This is a genomic window from Serratia fonticola (genome assembly GCF_001006005.1).
Taxonomy (GTDB): Bacteria; Pseudomonadota; Gammaproteobacteria; order Enterobacterales; family Enterobacteriaceae; genus Chania; species Chania fonticola.
This window is the reverse complement of sequence record NZ_CP011254.1, coordinates 4974265-4992100: the sequence shown is the minus strand read 5'-3', so window position 1 is coordinate 4992100 and position 17836 is coordinate 4974265. Positions and strand designations below refer to the sequence as shown.

14 protein-coding genes are annotated in these 17836 nt (G+C 54.9%); 6 read left to right on the top strand and 8 right to left on the bottom strand.

Annotation, left to right across the window (positions count from 1 at the left end; all coding sequences use genetic code 11):
- Positions 1-52: 52 nt before the first annotated feature.
- On the top strand, positions 53-961 hold the full coding sequence (gene rluB / locus WN53_RS22085) for a 23S rRNA pseudouridine(2605) synthase RluB (protein ID WP_024486388.1): 909 nt from the start codon (positions 53-55) through the stop codon (positions 959-961).
- Between the two features lie 47 nt (positions 962-1008).
- Here rluB and cobO read toward each other — a convergent pair whose 3' ends face one another.
- Both cobO and WN53_RS22075 read right to left on the bottom strand, forming a co-directional pair.
- Positions 1009-1599: a cob(I)yrinic acid a,c-diamide adenosyltransferase gene (gene cobO, locus WN53_RS22080; protein WP_024486387.1), complete on the bottom strand. Its 591-nt coding sequence runs from the start codon at positions 1597-1599 to the stop codon at positions 1009-1011.
- Between the two features lie 13 nt (positions 1600-1612).
- On the bottom strand, positions 1613-2374 hold the full coding sequence (locus WN53_RS22075) for a YciK family oxidoreductase (protein WP_024486386.1): 762 nt from the start codon (positions 2372-2374) through the stop codon (positions 1613-1615).
- A gap of 382 nt (positions 2375-2756) precedes the next feature.
- On the opposite strand from WN53_RS22075, the gene sohB reads away from it, so the two are divergent.
- Positions 2757-3803: a protease SohB gene (gene sohB, locus WN53_RS22070; protein WP_024486385.1), complete on the top strand. Its 1047-nt coding sequence runs from the start codon at positions 2757-2759 to the stop codon at positions 3801-3803.
- Positions 3804-3852: 49 nt separating this feature from the next.
- On the opposite strand, the gene WN53_RS22065 is transcribed toward sohB, so the two are convergent.
- Positions 3853-4104, bottom strand: a complete 252-nt coding sequence (locus tag WN53_RS22065) for a YciN family protein (RefSeq protein WP_021806572.1) — start codon at positions 4102-4104, stop codon at positions 3853-3855.
- A 426-nt stretch (positions 4105-4530) separates the two neighbouring features.
- Between WN53_RS22065 and topA the strand changes: the two genes are divergently transcribed.
- The 3 genes from topA (at position 4531) to acnA (ending at position 11379) form a co-directional block, all read left to right on the top strand.
- On the top strand, positions 4531-7140 hold the full coding sequence (topA, locus tag WN53_RS22060; RefSeq protein ID WP_046808290.1) for a type I DNA topoisomerase: 2610 nt from the start codon (positions 4531-4533) through the stop codon (positions 7138-7140).
- A 363-nt stretch (positions 7141-7503) separates the two neighbouring features.
- Positions 7504-8478 carry an HTH-type transcriptional regulator CysB gene (gene cysB / locus WN53_RS22055; protein WP_021181263.1) on the top strand — a complete coding sequence of 325 codons (975 nt, stop codon included), beginning with the start codon at positions 7504-7506 and terminating at the stop codon, positions 8476-8478.
- A gap of 228 nt (positions 8479-8706) precedes the next feature.
- The gene (gene acnA, locus WN53_RS22050) at positions 8707-11379 is read left to right on the top strand and encodes an aconitate hydratase AcnA (RefSeq protein ID WP_046808289.1); all 2673 of its coding nucleotides are present in this window, start codon (positions 8707-8709) and stop codon (positions 11377-11379) included.
- A gap of 33 nt (positions 11380-11412) precedes the next feature.
- On the opposite strand, the gene ribA is transcribed toward acnA, so the two are convergent.
- Positions 11413-12006: a GTP cyclohydrolase II gene (ribA, locus tag WN53_RS22045; protein ID WP_024486958.1), complete on the bottom strand. Its 594-nt coding sequence runs from the start codon at positions 12004-12006 to the stop codon at positions 11413-11415.
- 277 nt (positions 12007-12283) lie between these two features.
- Here ribA and pgpB point away from each other — a divergent pair, with 277 nt between their 5' ends.
- A complete protein-coding gene (pgpB, locus tag WN53_RS22040; protein ID WP_024486959.1) occupies positions 12284-13048 on the top strand; it encodes a phosphatidylglycerophosphatase B in 765 nt (254 codons plus the stop codon).
- Between the two features lie 42 nt (positions 13049-13090).
- Here the strand turns inward: pgpB and WN53_RS22035 are convergent, their stop codons facing one another.
- From WN53_RS22035 to WN53_RS22020, 4 genes are read right to left on the bottom strand one after another with little or no spacing between them, the layout of a single operon-like run.
- The gene (locus WN53_RS22035) at positions 13091-14509 is read right to left on the bottom strand and encodes an L-fucose/L-arabinose isomerase family protein (protein ID WP_024486960.1); all 1419 of its coding nucleotides are present in this window, start codon (positions 14507-14509) and stop codon (positions 13091-13093) included.
- 20 nt (positions 14510-14529) lie between these two features.
- The gene (locus tag WN53_RS22030; RefSeq protein ID WP_046808288.1) at positions 14530-16020 is read right to left on the bottom strand and encodes an FGGY family carbohydrate kinase; all 1491 of its coding nucleotides are present in this window, start codon (positions 16018-16020) and stop codon (positions 14530-14532) included.
- 2 nt (positions 16021-16022) lie between these two features.
- Positions 16023-16967: a transketolase family protein gene (locus WN53_RS22025; protein ID WP_024486495.1), complete on the bottom strand. Its 945-nt coding sequence runs from the start codon at positions 16965-16967 to the stop codon at positions 16023-16025.
- The gene (locus tag WN53_RS22020; protein ID WP_024486496.1) at positions 16960-17790 is read right to left on the bottom strand and encodes a transketolase; all 831 of its coding nucleotides are present in this window, start codon (positions 17788-17790) and stop codon (positions 16960-16962) included. The genes WN53_RS22025 and WN53_RS22020 overlap by 8 nt, the downstream gene beginning before the upstream one ends.
- Positions 17791-17836 lie beyond the last annotated feature (46 nt).

Here is a 17836-nt window from a genome sequence, read left to right as displayed (position 1 = left end):
GTGGCGGCAAAGTCCCCCCGACGCCTGTGAAGGCGACATTAGAGGTTGCTCAATGAGCGAAAAGTTACAGAAAGTATTAGCGAATGCTGGCCATGGCTCGCGTCGTGAAATAGAAACCATGATTGAGGCAGGTCGCATCAGCGTCGACGGCAAGATCGCCAAACTGGGCGACCGCGTTGAAGTGGTCGCCGGGATGAAAATTCGTCTGGACGGTCATGTTGTCTCGATCAAAGAATCCGAAGAAGCGGTTTGCCGCGTGCTGGCTTATTACAAGCCGGAAGGTGAACTCTGTACCCGTAGCGATCCAGAAGGTCGCCCAACGGTCTTCGATCGCCTGCCAAAACTGCGTGGCTCTCGCTGGGTAGCGGTAGGGCGTTTGGACGTGAATACCTCAGGCTTGCTGCTGTTTACCACTGACGGTGAACTGGCTAACCGCCTGATGCACCCAAGCCGCGAAGTTGAACGCGAATACGCCGTGCGCGTGTTCGGCCAGATCGACGACGAAAAGCTCAAGCAACTGAGCAAAGGTGTCCAACTGGAAGATGGTCCAGCGGCATTCCGCACCATCACCTTCCAGGGTGGCGAAGGGATCAACCAGTGGTACAACGTCACGCTGACCGAAGGCCGTAACCGTGAGGTGCGTCGCCTGTGGGAAGCCGTTGGCGTGCAGGTAAGCCGTTTGATCCGCGTACGTTACGGCGATATCGATCTGCCAAAAGGCCTGCCTCGTGGCGGCTATACCGAGCTGGATCTCAAGGCGATCAACTATCTGCGTGAGCTGGTGGAACTGCAACCGGAAACCGTCAGCAAACTGCCGGTGGAACGCGATCGCCGCCGTGTGAAAGCCAACCAGATCCGCCGTGCGGTAAAACGTCACAGCCAGGTTGCTCCCGGTAGCCGTCGTGGCGCACCAGGCAGCAGCAAACCGGGTAAACCGGCCAAGTCTTCCAAGCGTAGCTAAATTTATCACCGTGGCCTTGCCTTCTGGCTTGGCCACGGGTTATTCAGTTACCAGTCAATGCCCTGCTGAGCCTTGATCCCTGCTTCAAACGCGTGCTTCACCGGCCGCATCTCCGTCACGGTATCCGCCAGCTCCAGCAAATCGCGATGACAGCCACGCCCCGTGATAATCACCGTCTGGTGCGCAGGACGCTGCTCAAGCGCCTCCAGCAGCTCTGCCAGCTCTAAATAGCCGTAGCTCACCATATAGGTCAACTCGTCCATCAGCACCATATCCAGGCTGCTGTCGGCCAACATCCGCTTACCGTGTTGCCAGACGGCCTGACAGGCGGCGGTATCACTTTCCCGATCCTGAGTTTCCCAGGTAAAGCCGGTTGCCATCACCTGAAATTCCACGCCGTGCTGTTGCAGCAGGTTTTTCTCGCCGTTGGGCCATTGGCCTTTGATAAACTGGATCACTCCAGCCTTCATCCCGTGGCCGACGGCGCGGGTGACGGTGCCAAATGCAGCGGTGGTCTTGCCTTTGCCATTGCCGGTAAAGACCAGCAACAGACCGCGGGTTTCCTGCGCGGCGGCAATGCGGGCATCCACCTGTTCTTTCAGCCGTTGCTGGCGTTGTTGGTGACGATCTTCAGCCATGTTAAAAGCTTCCTTATTCGGCGGCGCCGGGTTTACGGTTGGGCTGAGCGTCGAAGCTCATGCCAGTTTTACGGCGGCTGTCATCGCCCATCAAATACAGATACAACGGCATGATATCGGCCGGTGTTTTCAGCTTGTTTTTATCTTCCTGCGGGAATGCAGATGCACGCATTTTAGTGCGAGTTCCGCCCGGATTGATGCAGTTTACCCGCAAGTTACGGTTTTTATACTCATCGGCCAATACCTGCATCATCCCTTCGGTAGCAAACTTGGAAACGGCATAGGCCCCCCAGCCAGCACGGCCGGTGCGGCCGACGCTGGAACTGGTGAACACCAACGATCCTGCATTGGATTTCAGCAGCAACGGCAGCAGCGCCTGGGTAAGCATGAAGGTGGCATTCACGTTGACCTGCATCACTTCGTTCCACATGGTCATCGAAAGTTCGGCCATTGGGGCGATGTCACCCAACAGGCCGGCGTTTTGCAATACGCCGTCCAGACGTGGCACCTTGGTGGCCAAGTCGGCCGCCAGGGTTTGGCACTGTTCTGGCGTGGTGTGTAACAAATCCAGCGTAACGATATGCGTCGGGGCGCTGGAGATGGCGGCAATTTCGGCCTGAACGGCCTGCAGTTTGCTTTCCGTGCGGCCAAGCAGCACTAGCTGTGCGCCGTAGCGAGCGTAAGTCAGCGCCGCTTCTCGGCCAATGCCGTCGCCCGCCCCGGTCACCAGAATAATTCGTTGTTCGAGCAGATCCTGCTTAGGTTGGTAATGCACAATAGTTCCTCGCGCCTGGTTGGCGGCTCCCGCGCTATGGCTGGGAGCTTGGGTGGATTGCGGATCGCTGGCAGGAGCAGGGTTGCTCAACCACAATGGCGATCCGCTGCGAATTTTTGTCAGTAATTTAATGAATAATGTCTGTTATATGCCTGAAATGGATCGCATTTTCAATGAGTAACCTACAGAAACGGCATTCTTTTGTAACAAAAACGGTACAATAGCGGCTTGGTTATCGATGCGGGCAACCCCATAGCACGTAGGTGCGCAGCATGCTGAGCCGTTCATCCATCTGAATTTTCATTTAGGCGCGACAGCCTTGGTGGCGATTGGCTAAAATGAACGGGATCACACTAACAAACTGTAAATAAAGGCGGTATCTGTGGAGTTTATATCTGTTTATGGCCTTTTTCTGGCCAAAGTCGCCACGGTGGTGATTGCTATTGCCGCGCTGGCGTTACTGGCGGTGAGCCTTGGGCAGCGCAAGAGCCAGCAGAAAGGGGAACTACAGCTTACCGACCTGGGTGAGCAATATCGTGAAATGCAACGGGAAATGCGCCTTGCCCGCATGGGGGAGGCTGAGCAGAAGGCCTGGAGCAAGCAGTTCAAAAAGCAGAACAAGGCCGATGACAAGCTGAAAAAGCAGCGTGCCAAGGCCGGTGCGGTAGAGGCAGTCAAACCTTGCCTGTATGTGTTGGATTTCAAGGGCAGCATGGATGCCCATGAGGTCAGCTCACTGCGTGAAGAAATCTCTGCCGTGTTGGCGGTAGCGACGGCCAAAGACGAGGTGTTGCTGCGTTTGGAGAGCCCTGGTGGGGTGGTGCACGGTTATGGTCTGGCAGCGTCGCAACTGGAGCGCCTGCGCAAGGGCGGTATCCGCCTGACGGTGGCGGTGGATAAGGTCGCGGCTAGCGGCGGTTACATGATGGCCTGCGTTGCCGACCGCATTGTGGCAGCCCCGTTTGCCATCATTGGGTCGATCGGCGTGGTTGCGCAGATCCCCAACTTCCATCGCTTGCTGCAAAAGAGCAACATCGATGTGGAATTGCACACCGCTGGCCAGTTCAAACGCACCTTGACCCTGTTTGGTGAGAATACCGAACAAGGGCGGGAAAAATTCCGTGAAGATCTGAACGAAACCCACGAGTTGTTCAAACAGTTTGTTCATCAGCAACGCCCTTCATTAGCTATCGAAGAGGTCGCGACCGGTGAGCATTGGTATGGCACTCAGGCGAAAGATAAAGGGCTGGTTGACGCGGTCGGCACCAGTGACGATCTGCTGATTGCCGAGATGGAAAATCATGAGGTGGTAGGGGTGCGCTATGCTCGCCGTAAACGCCTGATCGACCGCTTTACCGGCAGTGCGGCGGAGAGCGCCGATCGTCTGCTGTTACGCTGGTGGCAACGCGGTGAGAAACCGCTGTTGTAAGCCAGCAAGGCTATGATTACACGGGGCCAGATGGCCCCGTTTTTAATGGTTAACCCACCAGATGATATTTCTCGGAAAGCACATGGGCCAGGTGCTTAAACATATTAAATACGGCGGTGGTTTTTGCCGTTGGCAGCCCCTCGGGATCTAAAAAGAACTCGCCGCGGAAAACCAACACGCTGCCTTTCTGCTCAACGTCGGTGGCCACCATGCCGTGCATATAATCTTCGTGTTGGCGGATGATGTTATTTGCTTCAGTAAGCAGATCTGCTCGTTCGATGGGTTGAGTGTTGTTACGCATTTATTTCTCCTGCAAGCGAAAATTCTGAACGTATTCTAGCGCGGGTTCGCGTTTGTCCGCAAACCAGCTAAGGTTTAATTGCCGTCTGGACGGCCAGTGATTTGACCGTCCGAGGTGAAATGAGGTTTTCCGCGCTAATTAAGTTGCGTCGCGTTTGTTATCAGGTAGAGTGTGGGATTTTGCGGCTTCCGGTGGAAGGATTTGTTTACGCTCAACGCAGGTCATAGCTGGCCTGGCCTCTGGGGTTCGGCGTGAACAGGTTAGGCTGGCTAAATGCGTTCAGGTTGACCAGTTAGGCAACCATTAGAAAAAAACAGGTTGATCTCTTGCCAGAGTACCGCAATATAAATAAGAGATACGAATTGCCGCGGTACGGCGAGACAAATGGCTTCTTTTTAGAAGTATTAAATTCAGGTAAAGGTAATTATGGGCAAAGCTCTCGTAATAGTTGAGTCCCCGGCAAAAGCCAAAACTATTAATAAATATTTAGGTAATGACTACGTGGTGAAGTCCAGCGTCGGTCATATCCGTGATTTGCCGACCAGTGGCTCAGCTAGCAAAAAGAGCGCTGAGTCAACCGAAGACAAAACCAAAGACAAAGCCAAAAAGAAAGTCAAGAAAGATGAAAAGACCGCGCTGGTCAATCGCATGGGCGTCGATCCTTACCACGGGTGGGAAGCGCAATATGAGATTTTGCCCGGTAAGGAAAAAGTGGTCGCCGAGTTAAAGTCGTTAGCCGAAAATGCTGACCACATTTACCTCGCAACCGACCTTGACCGCGAAGGGGAAGCCATCGCCTGGCACCTGCGGGAAGTGATCGGTGGTGACGACAAGCGCTTTAGCCGCGTGGTGTTTAACGAAATCACCAAAAACGCGATCCAGCAGGCGTTCCAAGCGCCAGGCGAGCTGAATATCGATCGTGTCAACGCACAGCAGGCGCGTCGCTTTATGGACCGCGTAGTGGGCTACATGGTGTCGCCACTGCTGTGGAAAAAAATTGCTCGTGGCCTGTCCGCTGGCAGGGTGCAGTCCGTTGCGGTACGGCTGGTGGTGGAGCGTGAGCGCGACATCAAGGCGTTCGTACCCGAAGAGTACTGGGAACTGCATGCCGATCTGCTGGCGAAAGGCGAAATCGCGCTGCAGATGGAAGTCACCCATGCCCACGATAAGCCGTTCAAACCGGTTAACCGTGAGCAGACCCATGCCGCGCTTAACCTGCTGGAAAAAGCCCGTTATACGGTGCTGGATCGTGAAGACAAGCCAACCAGCAGCAAACCGGGTGCACCATTCATCACCTCCACGCTGCAACAGGCTGCCAGTACCCGCCTGAGCTTCGGCGTGAAGAAAACCATGATGATGGCGCAGCGTTTGTATGAAGCCGGTCATATCACCTACATGCGTACCGACTCCACCAACCTGAGCCAGGATGCGGTCAACATGGTGCGCGGTTATATCGGTGACAACTTCGGCGACAAGTACCTGCCGAAGGCGCCTAACCAATACAGCAGCAAAGAAAACTCTCAGGAAGCGCACGAAGCGATCCGTCCTTCCGATGTCAGCGTATTGGCTGAACAGTTGAAAGATATGGAAGCGGATGCGCAGAAACTGTATCAGCTGATCTGGCGTCAGTTTGTCGCCTGTCAGATGACACCAGCGCAATACGACTCCACCACGCTGACGGTGAAAGCCGACGACTTCCTGCTGCGTGCCAAAGGTCGTACTCTGCGTTTCGATGGCTGGACCAAGGTGATGCCTGCGCTGCGTAAGGGCGATGAAGATCGCACTCTGCCGTTTGTGGAAGTGGGCAGCGAGCTGGATCTGCAAAAGCTGATCCCGAGCCAGCACTTTACCAAGCCACCGGCACGTTACAGTGAAGCTTCACTGGTTAAAGAGTTGGAAAAACGCGGAATTGGCCGTCCATCTACCTACGCCTCGATCATCTCGACCATTCAGGATCGTGGTTATGTGCGGGTAGAGAGCCGCCGGTTCTACGCGGAAAAAATGGGTGAGATCGTCACCGATCGCCTGGAAGAAAACTTCCGTGAGCTGATGAATTACGACTTCACCGCACGCATGGAAAATGGCCTGGACCAGGTCGCCAACAATCAGGCGGAATGGAAAGCAGTGCTGGACGAATTCTTTGCCGAATTCAGCGAGCAGTTGGAAACCGCCGAGAAAGACCCTGAAGAGGGCGGTATGCGCCCGAACCAGATGGTGATGACCAGCATTGACTGCCCGACCTGTGGCCGCAAGATGGGCATCCGCACCGCCAGTACCGGCGTGTTCCTTGGTTGTTCCGGTTATGCGTTGACGCCGAAAGAGCGCTGCAAAACCACCATCAACCTGGTGCCGGAAGCGGAAGTGCTGAACATCCTGGAAGGGGATGATGCAGAAACCAACGCCCTGCGTGCCCGTAAGCGCTGCCAGAAGTGCGGCACCGCGATGGACAGCTACCTGATCGACAACCAGCGCAAGCTGCACGTGTGCGGTAACAACCCGGCTTGTGACGGCTACGAAATCGAGCAGGGCGAATTCCGCCTGAAAGGTTACGACGGCCCGATCGTTGAGTGTGAGAAATGTGGTTCCGAAATGCACCTGAAAATGGGGCGCTTTGGTAAGTACATGGGCTGCACCAACGAAAACTGCAAGAACACCCGTAAGATCCTGCGCAGCGGTGAAGTTGCGCCGCCGAAAGAGGATCCGGTCCCGCTGCCTGAGTTGCCGTGCGAGAAATCGGACGCCTACTTTGTGTTGCGTGATGGGGCGGCAGGCGTGTTCCTGGCGGCCAACACCTTCCCTAAATCGCGCGAAACCCGTGCGCCGTTAGTGGAAGAGTTGCTGCGCTTCAAAGATCGTTTGCCGGAGAAATTGAGCTATCTGGCCGATGCGCCGGTGGCCGATCCCGAAGGCAACAAGACGATGGTGCGCTTCAGCCGTAAAACCAAGCAGCAGTATGTCTCATCAGAGAAAGACGGCAAGGCCACCGGCTGGTCCGCATTCTTCGTTGATGGCAAATGGGTTGAAGGCAAGAAGTAACCCGGCTGCAAGGCAGCACCAAAAAAACCAGCTCACTGAGCTGGTTTTTTATTGGCGAAAATCGGCTGGCGGATCTATTCTTCTCTGCTTTTTCTTATTTTTATCGGCAAGGCTCGGCGTTGATAATCATGCGAAAAGATCGTTATCATCTTGTGAAGCGGCTCTATACTTGGTAGCGCGACATGATATAATGGTTATATAAAAACGTTTTTTATGATTAAAGCTTATTAGCAACGGCGTTTTCATCAGCATCTGGGCGAAATCACTGTGTTTAAGGCTTGTGAGAATTAAGCATACCGGGGCAACACCGAGATACCTGGCTGCGGCAGGCCGCAGTGTTTTAACCTAGGATGGTATTCAAATATGAAATTGCAGCAGCTTCGTTACATCGTAGAAGTGGTGAATCATAACCTCAACGTCTCTTCCACGGCTGAAGGTCTCTATACCTCGCAACCGGGTATCAGCAAGCAGGTGAGGATGCTGGAGGATGAGCTAGGCATCCAGATTTTCGCCCGTAGCGGCAAGCACCTTACCCAGGTGACGCCTGCTGGCCAGGAAATTATCCGCATTGCTCGCGAAGTGCTGTCCAAAGTGGAGGCCATCAAGGCCGTTGCCGGGGAACATACTTACCCGGACAAAGGCTCGCTGTATGTGGCAACCACCCATACCCAGGCACGCTATGCCTTGCCCAATGTGATTAAAGGCTTTATCGAGCGTTACCCGCGCGTGTCGCTGCATATGCACCAGGGCTCGCCAACGCAGATTGCCGAAGCGGTTTCCAAAGGCTCTGCAGACTTTGCCATCGCTACCGAAGCGCTGCACCTGTATGACGATTTAATCATGCTGCCGTGCTACCACTGGAACCGGGCGGTAGTAGTGAAACCCGATCATCCTTTAGCGGGCAAGAGCCACATCACCATTGAAGAACTGGCAGAGTATCCTATCGTCACCTATACCTTCGGCTTTACGGGGCGCTCGGAGCTGGATACGGCGTTTAACCGGGCGGGGTTGACGCCGCGCATCGTGTTTACCGCCACCGATGCTGACGTGATCAAGACTTATGTACGCCTGGGGCTGGGTGTTGGCGTGATCGCCAGCATGGCGGTCGATCCGGTACAGGATCCGGATTTGGTGATGGTGGATGCCCGCGATATCTTCACCTATAGCACCACCAAGATCGGTTTCCGCCGCAGTACCTTCCTGCGCAGCTATATGTACGACTTTATCCAGCGTTTCGCACCGCATCTGACGCGCGACGTGGTCGATACCGCTGTGGCTTTACGCACTAATGACGAGATCGAAGCCATGTTCAAGGACATCAAACTGCCGACCAAATAGGCCGTTAACTTGAACCGCATTAAATCATTTAAACCGCCGAAGGGCGGTTTTTCACTATCTGATACCTGCTAACTCATTGACCTACCTGTAGCTTCCCGCCTTTGATTGCTCTTGCCTATCGTTATGATCAATACGTGTTGTTATCAAAACGTTACATGGCGTTTGTGTTATCTTTAAATAACACCTCAGAAATCACCCTGTTTTGACATAATAAAAAATGGAGGAGCTATGTCGTCCGATCTTCGTAAAACGAGTATGGATAAGCTGGTAGCACTGGGTAGTGAGTATCACTATTACAGTTTGCCACTGGCGGCCAGACAGTTAGGGGATATTGACCGGCTGCCGAAATCGATGAAAGTGTTACTGGAAAACCTGTTGCGCCATGTGGATGGTGATACGGTACAGGTTGACGATCTGAAGGCGATCGTAGGTTGGTTGCAAACCGGCCATGCCGATCGCGAAATTGCTTATCGCCCGGCGCGGGTGTTGATGCAGGACTTCACCGGTGTGCCTGCCGTGGTGGATTTGGCGGCAATGCGTGAGGCAGTTCTGCGCCTGGGAGGGAACGTCGATCAGGTGAATCCGCTGTCACCGGTCGATCTGGTTATTGACCACTCGGTCACTGTCGATGAGTTTGGCGACGATGACGCCTTTGGCGAAAACGTGCGTATCGAAATGGAGCGTAACCACGAACGCTACACCTTCCTGCGCTGGGGGCAAAAGGCCTTCAACCGCTTCCGCGTGGTGCCACCCGGCACCGGCATCTGCCATCAGGTAAACCTGGAGTATCTGGGGCAAACCGTTTGGCATACCGAAGAGAATGGCCAACGCATTGCTTACCCCGATACCCTGGTGGGGACCGACTCCCACACCACTATGATTAACGGTCTTGGTATCCTAGGCTGGGGCGTTGGCGGTATTGAGGCCGAAGCTGCCATGCTGGGCCAGCCAGTCTCCATGCTGATCCCGGATGTGGTGGGTTTTAAACTCAGCGGTAAGTTATCCGAGGGTATTACGGCCACCGACCTGGTGCTGACCGTCACCCAAATGCTGCGTAAGCACGGCGTCGTCGGCAAGTTTGTTGAGTTTTATGGTGATGGACTGGCTGATTTGCCGTTGGCGGATCGGGCAACCATTGCCAACATGTCGCCAGAGTTCGGGGCAACCTGTGGCTTCTTCCCGGTGGATGACGTGACGTTGGGCTACCTGCAGTTAAGTGGCCGTAGCGCTGAGCAGATCGCATTGGTGGAAGCCTATGCCAAGGCACAGGGGATGTGGCGTAATCCAGGCGATGAACCGGTGTTTACCAGCACGCTGTCGCTGGATATGTCAACGGTTGAGGCCAGCCTGGCAGGGCCGAAACGCCCGCAGGACCGCGTCGCGCTACCGCAGGTGCCAACCGCATTCACCGCCGCGACCGAGTTGGAGATTGGCGGTCAAAAAGATAAGCAGGAAGTGAAAAGTTTCACGCTGGGTGGCAAAAGCTTGGAGCTAAATACCGGCGCGGTGGTGATCGCAGCCATTACCTCCTGTACCAACACCTCCAACCCGAGCGTGATGATGGCCGCTGGCCTGTTGGCCAAAAAAGCCGTTGAAAAGGGTTTGAAGACCAAGCCTTGGGTGAAAACCTCACTGGCACCGGGTTCCAAGGTGGTGACCGAATACTTTGACCGCGCCAAACTGACGCCGTATCTGGAGCAATTGGGCTTTAACCTGGTTGGCTACGGTTGTACGACCTGTATTGGTAACTCTGGCCCGTTGCCCGAGCCGATTGAGCAAGCGATCAAGGAAGGGGATCTTACCGTAGGCGCTGTGCTGTCCGGTAACCGTAACTTTGAAGGGCGTATCCACCCGCTGGTAAAAACCAACTGGCTGGCTTCGCCGCCACTGGTGGTTGCCTATGCGCTGGCAGGTAACATGAAGGTTGATCTGACCAAAGATGCGTTGGGCGTAGGTCGCGACGGGAAACCGGTTTATCTGAAGGATATCTGGCCTACCAGCCAGGAGATTGCCCAAGCCGTGGCCGAGGTCAGCACCGAAATGTTCCATAAGGAATACGGTGCCGTGTTTGATGGCGACGCCAGTTGGCAAGCGATCCAGGTGACCGGTTCCGCGACCTACGAATGGCAAGCTGACTCTACCTATATTCGCCATCCGCCATTCTTCAGTACCATGAAAGCGCAACCGGATCCGGTGCAGGACATTCACGGCGCGCGTATTCTGGCAATCCTGGCAGACTCGGTGACCACTGACCATATCTCGCCTGCGGGCAACATCAAGCGTGACAGCCCGGCGGGGCGCTACCTGAGTGAACGTGGTGTCGAGGTGAAAGAGTTCAACTCTTACGGTTCGCGCCGCGGTAACCATGAAGTGATGATGCGGGGCACCTTCGCCAACATCCGTATCCGTAACGAAATGGTTCCGGGTGTGGAGGGCGGCTATACCCGCCATCTGCCTTCGCAGAATCAGATGGCGATCTATGATGCCGCCATGCAGTATCAGCAGGAGCAGGTGCCACTGGCGGTGATCGCTGGTAAAGAGTATGGCTCCGGCTCCAGCCGTGACTGGGCAGCCAAAGGCCCGCGTTTATTGGGGGTGCGAGTGGTGATCGCCGAATCCTTTGAGCGCATCCACCGTTCCAACCTTATCGGTATGGGTATCTTGCCGCTGGAATTCCCGCAGGGTATAACGCGCAAAACGCTGGGTTTGACGGGGGAGGAACTGATCGACGTGAGTGGTTTGCAGGCGTTGCAACCCGGCCAGACGGTACCGGTCAATATCACCTATGCCGATGGCCGGCAGGTGGTGGTGAACACCCGTTGCCGCATTGATACCGGCAATGAGCTGACTTATTACCAGAACGATGGCATCCTGCACTACGTTATCCGTAAAATGCTGTAGAGAAAACGAGGGCGCCAAAAGGCGCCCTTATTCTTATTTTTTGTCCAGCAAGTGGCCCATTTTAGCGGCCTTGGTGGCCAGATAACGTTCGTTCTTCGGATTACGGCCAACGATCAACGGCACGCGCTCGGAGATATTAATGCCCGCTTCGCTCAGGATCTCGACCTTCTTCGGGTTATTGGTCAGCAGGCGCACCGCATCTACCCCCAGCAGTTTGAACATATCGGCGCACAGGGTGAAGTCTCGCTCATCGGCGGCAAAGCCTAGCTGATGGTTGGCTTCCACCGTATCCGCCCCTTTATCCTGCAAGGCATAGGCGCGTATCTTGTTCAACAGACCGATATTACGGCCTTCCTGGCGGTGATACAGCAGAATGCCACGGCCTTCCTCGGCGATCTGTTCCAATGCGGCTTCCAGTTGAAAACCGCAGTCACAGCGCAGGCTGAACAGCGCATCACCGGTCAGACATTCGGAATGAACCCGTGAGAGGACCGGTGTTTCACCGGTAATATCGCCGAAAACCAGTGCCAGATGATCCTGCCCGGTGGCCAGTTCTTCGAACCCCACCATCAGAAAATCACCCCATGGTGTTGGCAGTTTGGCTTCCGCCACACGTTTAAGCTGCATGTCACTCTCCAAAAACACTACCTGTCAAATCGCTGCGTGCATCCTACGACTGGAACAGGGGACTGACCAGCATTAAAACAGACGGCGACGATCGCTATTTCATTCTTTACCGGCTATTTTGCCATAACTTGTCGCCGAGCGGTGCTCAGCAAAGCAGCATATGGCGTTTTACCGCTCCTATTGTTGCAATAGGCCAGTTATCTATCTAATTTCTCTTGTTTTGCTGAGTTCGCAAGATTGTTACACTGCGGGTTAACCACAGTGGAAGGATAATGGGATGTTAAAGATAGCAAAACGCACGGCGGGCGGAGCGATTGTGCTGATGTTGTTGCCGCTGGCGGTCTGGCTTTTTGGCTGGCACTGGCAACCCGGTGGTAATGACGGCCTGTTAAAAGCGCTGTTCTGGGTGACGGAGACTGTCACTGCGCCCTGGGGTATCCTCACTAGCCTGATCCTGTCGGCCTGGTTTCTGTGGTGTCTGCGTTTTCGGCTGAAACCGGCGGTGGGGTTGTTCATCCTGTTGTCTGCGGCGATCGGGATTGGCCAGGCGGTCAAATCTTCCATCAAAGAGCAGGTCCAGGCACCGCGGCCGTTTGTCGTGTGGCTGGAGTCGACCCATCAGATTGATGAAAAATACTTCTACTCGTTGGACAGGAAGCAACGTAGCGCTCTGGTCAAAGAGCAGTTGCTGGACCAGGCGCTGGTGCCTGAATGGTTGAGCAAACACTGGCAGTTTGAAACCGGCTTCTCGTTCCCTTCAGGCCACACGATGTTTGCCGCTATGTGGGCATTGCTGGGGGTCGGGCTGTTGTGGCCGCGGCGGCATTATAAAACCGTAGCGGTGTTGATGATTTGGGCGTTTGGCGTGATGGCGAGCCGCCTGATGCTCGGTATGCATTGGCCGCGGGATCTGGCGATGGCGATTGTCATTAGCTGGCTGCTGGTTACCCTGGCCAGTTGGCTGACTCAGCGTTGGTTTGGGCCACTTACCATTCCACCGCAGGAGCAGCAGGAAATCGGCGAGCGAGAACGCGAGCAGTAATTTTCAGGTGCCTGTATTCAGGCACCTGTATTGATTACTTGATTAGCGATGCTGATAACAATTTACGCCCAGATATTTGTTGAATGCCTCATGTAGCACCGCACCGGTTGCCGAATGATTCATTGCCACATGATGTTCAAAACCATTGTTGCAGATCCACGCCAGCAGATTTTCGAGATGCGGTACTTCAATAACGGCACGACAGCCTACGGTATCGAGAGGATCGTCCACCGATTGGCCTTCGCCCACGTAGGCTTTGACTTCGCCGGTAAAATCATCGGATGACAGACGGAAATAGGTGAGCGGGCCGCTTTTCATCCTGCCATGCACGGCACCACAGGTATTTTCTTTACCGACCGTGGTGCCGATGATATCGGCGGTGCCCATCGCCGGTGATTCAAGGCTGCTGCTGGCAAAGTTACCGCAGTGGAACAGCACACATTTGTTACGGTCGTCGCCGAAGTTATTGTTCCAGTCGGCAATTGAGGCCGGATTCAACGAAGCACTGGCCAACGCGTACATGGAAAGTGCGCCCATGACATCCACTTCACAGGCGCTAGGCATTAACTGCCCGGACATCACGCTCATGATCGAACAAACGTTGATCCCCAGATTTTCCTGCAACGAGGTCCAGCACTGGATTGCGGTGGTATCAATATCATTCGCCGCCACCCATTCGCTGATCACCACGAACAATTTGGCCATGGTGTTGAGCTTGTCGCTGGGAATGCCTTTGGCGTCCGCATTCTCCACCAACAGCTCAAGTTTTTCCTGTACTCGCAGATCGCTGTCACTGATGTGCTTAATGCGGGTGAATATTTCAGACAGATCGAGGGTTTCTACCGCCACGCCCATCTTCTCCAGCAGCTTTTCGCTGTAGCGGACGGTATTAAAGCTGGCAGGACGTGCGCCTATCGCGCCGATGCGCACGCCTTGCATGGATTTCACGACGCGGCAGATCTGAGCGAAACGTTGCAGATCGGCGGCAAAAATCTCGCTATTCAATGCGCAGACATGTTGTGTGGTTAGCGTAAAGGGAATGCCGTATTGGCGCAGGTTGTTGCACAGTGAGATCTTGCCGCAGAAGCTATCGCGGCGGGTCGCCAGGCCCATCTTATCAAGATTATCTTCTTGCGCCTGGATTAACACCGGAACGTCCAGACCGGATAAACGCAGGGTTTCCGCGACGGCCTTTTCATCGCCGAAGTTGGGTAGCAGGATAACCACTCCGTGGATAGCATCGCGATGCTGGCGGAAAAGTTCGGCACAGACTTTGGCATCCTGGCGGGTTTCTACACCTCCCAGATGCGTCTGTCCGTCGGTTAACATGATGGTGTTGATCCCCTGGCGGGAGAACAGGGCTTCAGCCTGTTTGCGAGCCTCTGCGACTAAATAACTCGGGAAAAACCCACGGTTGCCAATGATTACGCCAAACGTTAATTGTTGTGGAATACGAGACATGACATCACTCCAATATCAGGTTATTTGGGCTGAAAGCGGCAGCGCGCCACGGCTTCTAGCCACTGTTTATAGTTGTCTTGCATGGTTTGTTGCCGACCGCTTTGTGGCAATAGACGTTCGCCACCGTTTGCCAGTTCTGCCAAGGTTTCCCCGTCTTGCCACCAGCCGATGAATTTACCCGCCAACAGTGAGGCTCCCAAAGCTGAAACCTCGGTGGCGGAGTGAATGACCAATGGACGTTGCAAAACATCGGCCTGCAGTTGCATCAACCAGCGGTTTTTGGTGGCGCTGCCGTCAACGCTCAGGGTCTCCAGTGGTTTGCCACAGGCTTGCTCCATGGCGAAGAAGACGTCGGCAATTTGGTACACCACGGATTCCAGTGCGGCACGGGCCAATACGGCGGGCGTGGCAGCATCCGTCAGGCCACAAACCATGCCACGTGCCTGGATATCCCACCAAGGTGCCCCTAACCCAGAGAGGGCCGGGACGTAATACACGCCTTGGTTGTTTTCCACCGATTGCGCCATGGCCGTTAATTGCAGCGGATCGTTGACGCCCAACATTCCCCCTAACCAGGCCGCACCCGAGCCGGTATGGGTAATGTTGCCCTCCAGCGCGTAATTCAGCCTGCCGTCGTGCCAGGCTAGGGTGGTGCTTAGCGGGGTATCACGATTGACCGGTTCGGCTAATGAGTACATTAACGATGAACCGGTGCCATAAGTGGCTTTTACCACCTGGCCACAGGCGTTTTGTTGCGCGTAAAGCGCGGCGTGAGAGTCACCAATCAGCGCCAGGATGGGGGTACCAACCGGTAATCCCGCAATGTCGGCAATCTGCACTTCGCCGTGGAGAGAGGAAGAAGGGCGGACCTGTGCCAATGCGGCTTGCGGTATACCAAACAGGGCCAGCAGTTCATTATCCCATTGGGCTCGATAAATATTGAACAACTGGGTACGGGCTGCATTGGAGTAGTCGGTGGTAAACGAACGGCCAGCGGTTAGCTGCCAGTTCAGCCAACTGTCGAGAGTACCGATGCATAGCTCACCCTGCTCAGCCCGCCGCATACCGTCGGGGATCCCCGCTAACAAGGCTCGGATCTTGGCGGCCGGGAACAGAGGGTCTACAGGCAAACCGGTAAGCCGAGTGATCAGTTCACTGTAACCCTGAGAGCACAGTGTTCGACAATAGGTTTCCGATCGCCGGTCCTGCCAACTGACGACGGGCGTCAGCGGCTTGCCGTCCAAACGCTGCCATACCAGCACGGATTCACGCTGGTTACTGATGGCGATCCCGGCTACCGTCACCGTGCCCAACTGTCGCAGGCAACCCCCAAGTGCTTGGCAAACGGCTTGCCAGATGGCTAGCGGATCCTGTTCGGCCAGGCCCGGGAGTGGATGGTTCATCGCCACACCCACGCTACAACGGGCGACTATCTGCCCATGGCGATCTACCGCGACCACCTTGGCATTAGTAGTACCTTCATCAATAGCCAGAATAATCGGGCTGGACATGGTTATGCTCCTTTACAAAGCACCGTTGCGTTTCGTATCACACCTGCCGCATCAATACCGTGATGGGCTCGCATATCCTCGCGGCCTGCGGCAATAGCGTAGCCACCGTCAGCGATACCAAGCCTGATCAGGGGTATCGCGCAGCCCGCTTCTGCCAGCACTTCAGCCACCAGGCTCCCGACACCGCCGTTGATGTTGTGCTCTTCAACGGTAATGACGTGGCGGGATTTTTGCAGGATGGCCAAAAGCTGTGCGGTGTCACAAGGGCGGATGGAGGGGACGTTAATCACGGCTGCGCTAATGCCACGGTCGGCAAGCTGTGCAGCGGCGTTGACGATTTCATACACCGTTGAGCCCATGGCCACCAATGCAACGTCCGCACCCTCGCGCAACACGTCGATGGCACCTGGCGTAAAATGATAATTCTCGTCGTGTAACTCAGGCAGAGACTTACCATCAAGGCGGATATACACCGGCCCGACATGTTGCAAAGCGTAGTCAATGATCTGACGGCATTCCACCGGGCAGGAAGGGGCATAAATCTCGATGTTGCCGAAACCGCGCAACACGGCAATGTCATCAATACTGTGATGGGTACTGGCCAGCGGGCCATAACTGGCCCCAGAATTAAGCCCGAACAGTTTGACGTTGCTGTTGTTGTAGCAAACATCCACTTTGATCTGCTCGTTAGCCCGTGAAATCAGGAAGGGGGCAGCGTTGCAGGTAACGGCAATTTTACCGCCCATAGACAGACCGACAGCCGTGCCGACCAGTGTCTGCTCTGCAATACCAACGTTAACCAATCTGTCGGGAAACTGTTTCACAAACGGCGATATTTTTGCCGTAGAGGTTGAGTCTGCCACTACTGGCACCAGATCTATGCCGCGGTTAACGGCGTCTATAAAGGCATTCACCATCACGGTGGCCAGGTGTTCGCTATTACTCATCTTTCAGTTCCTCCAGGGCCAGTTCTACTTCGTCACCTTTAGGTATCCGGTGATGCCATTCTGCGCGCCCCTGTATAAAGGAGATGCCCGCGCCTTTGGTAGTATTGGCGATCACGACCTGGGGTTTCCCCTGGGGTTGTAATCCTTCCAACGTAGTGACTACGTCCTGCATGTCGTTACCACGGCATTGCGTCACAGCCAGACCAAACGCCCGCCATTTCTCATCCAGTGGATCGGTATTGAGGATGTCTTTGGTCGCGCCCGCTAGTTGCAGATTGTTTTTATCATTGATGATGATCAGGTTGTCGAGCTGATAGTGGGCGGCGACCAGCGCGGCCTCCCAGTTGCTACCTTCGGCCAGTTCACCATCACCGGTGACCACAAAGACCCGGCGCTTGCTGTTGCTACGTTTTGCTGCCAAAGCGATACCTACCGCGACGGGTAAGCCATGCCCCAGGGCTCCGGTGTTCAGCTCAACCCCGGGGGTTTTATGTTTCACCGGATGCCCCGGCAGATGCGAATCGGCGTGCTGATAGGTCGGCAGCCACTCTGGCGGGATGAAACCTGCTTCGGCCAGCACGCAGTAATAACCGCCAGCCGCATGGCCTTTTGACTGGATGTAGATGTCCCTCTCATCGCTGTTAACCAGCTCGGGGGAACAGTTCATTACCCGAAAATAGAGCGCCGTCAGAATTTCAACCTGTGACAGATCGGCTCCGGTATGCCCACCCGCCGGGCTATTGGCATTGAGCACAATGATGCGTCGACGGATGGCTCGCGCGGTTTTTTCGAGATCCGTAACGGACAGTGAGAACGGATTCATAGTGTTACCTCTGCATTAAAAATCATAATTGAATATATATTCAGGA

What these genes read in the sequence shown, in the direction of transcription:
- acnA (WP_046808289.1), top strand. Translation starts at nt 8,707, where the DNA reads ATGTCGTCCGATCTTCGTAAAACGAGTATGGATAAGCTGGTAGCACTG.
- ribA (WP_024486958.1), bottom strand. Translation starts at nt 12,006, where the DNA reads ATGCAGCTTAAACGTGTGGCGGAAGCCAAACTGCCAACACCATGGGGT.
- topA (WP_046808290.1), top strand. Translation starts at nt 4,531, where the DNA reads ATGGGCAAAGCTCTCGTAATAGTTGAGTCCCCGGCAAAAGCCAAAACT.
- WN53_RS22020 (WP_024486496.1), bottom strand. Translation starts at nt 17,790, where the DNA reads ATGAATCCGTTCTCACTGTCCGTTACGGATCTCGAAAAAACCGCGCGA.
- cobO (WP_024486387.1), bottom strand. Translation starts at nt 1,599, where the DNA reads ATGGCTGAAGATCGTCACCAACAACGCCAGCAACGGCTGAAAGAACAG.
- WN53_RS22025 (WP_024486495.1), bottom strand. Translation starts at nt 16,967, where the DNA reads ATGAGTAATAGCGAACACCTGGCCACCGTGATGGTGAATGCCTTTATA.
- rluB (WP_024486388.1), top strand. Translation starts at nt 53, where the DNA reads ATGAGCGAAAAGTTACAGAAAGTATTAGCGAATGCTGGCCATGGCTCG.
- WN53_RS22065 (WP_021806572.1), bottom strand. Translation starts at nt 4,104, where the DNA reads ATGCGTAACAACACTCAACCCATCGAACGAGCAGATCTGCTTACTGAA.
- WN53_RS22035 (WP_024486960.1), bottom strand. Translation starts at nt 14,509, where the DNA reads ATGTCTCGTATTCCACAACAATTAACGTTTGGCGTAATCATTGGCAAC.
- cysB (WP_021181263.1), top strand. Translation starts at nt 7,504, where the DNA reads ATGAAATTGCAGCAGCTTCGTTACATCGTAGAAGTGGTGAATCATAAC.
- pgpB (WP_024486959.1), top strand. Translation starts at nt 12,284, where the DNA reads ATGTTAAAGATAGCAAAACGCACGGCGGGCGGAGCGATTGTGCTGATG.
- WN53_RS22030 (WP_046808288.1), bottom strand. Translation starts at nt 16,020, where the DNA reads ATGTCCAGCCCGATTATTCTGGCTATTGATGAAGGTACTACTAATGCC.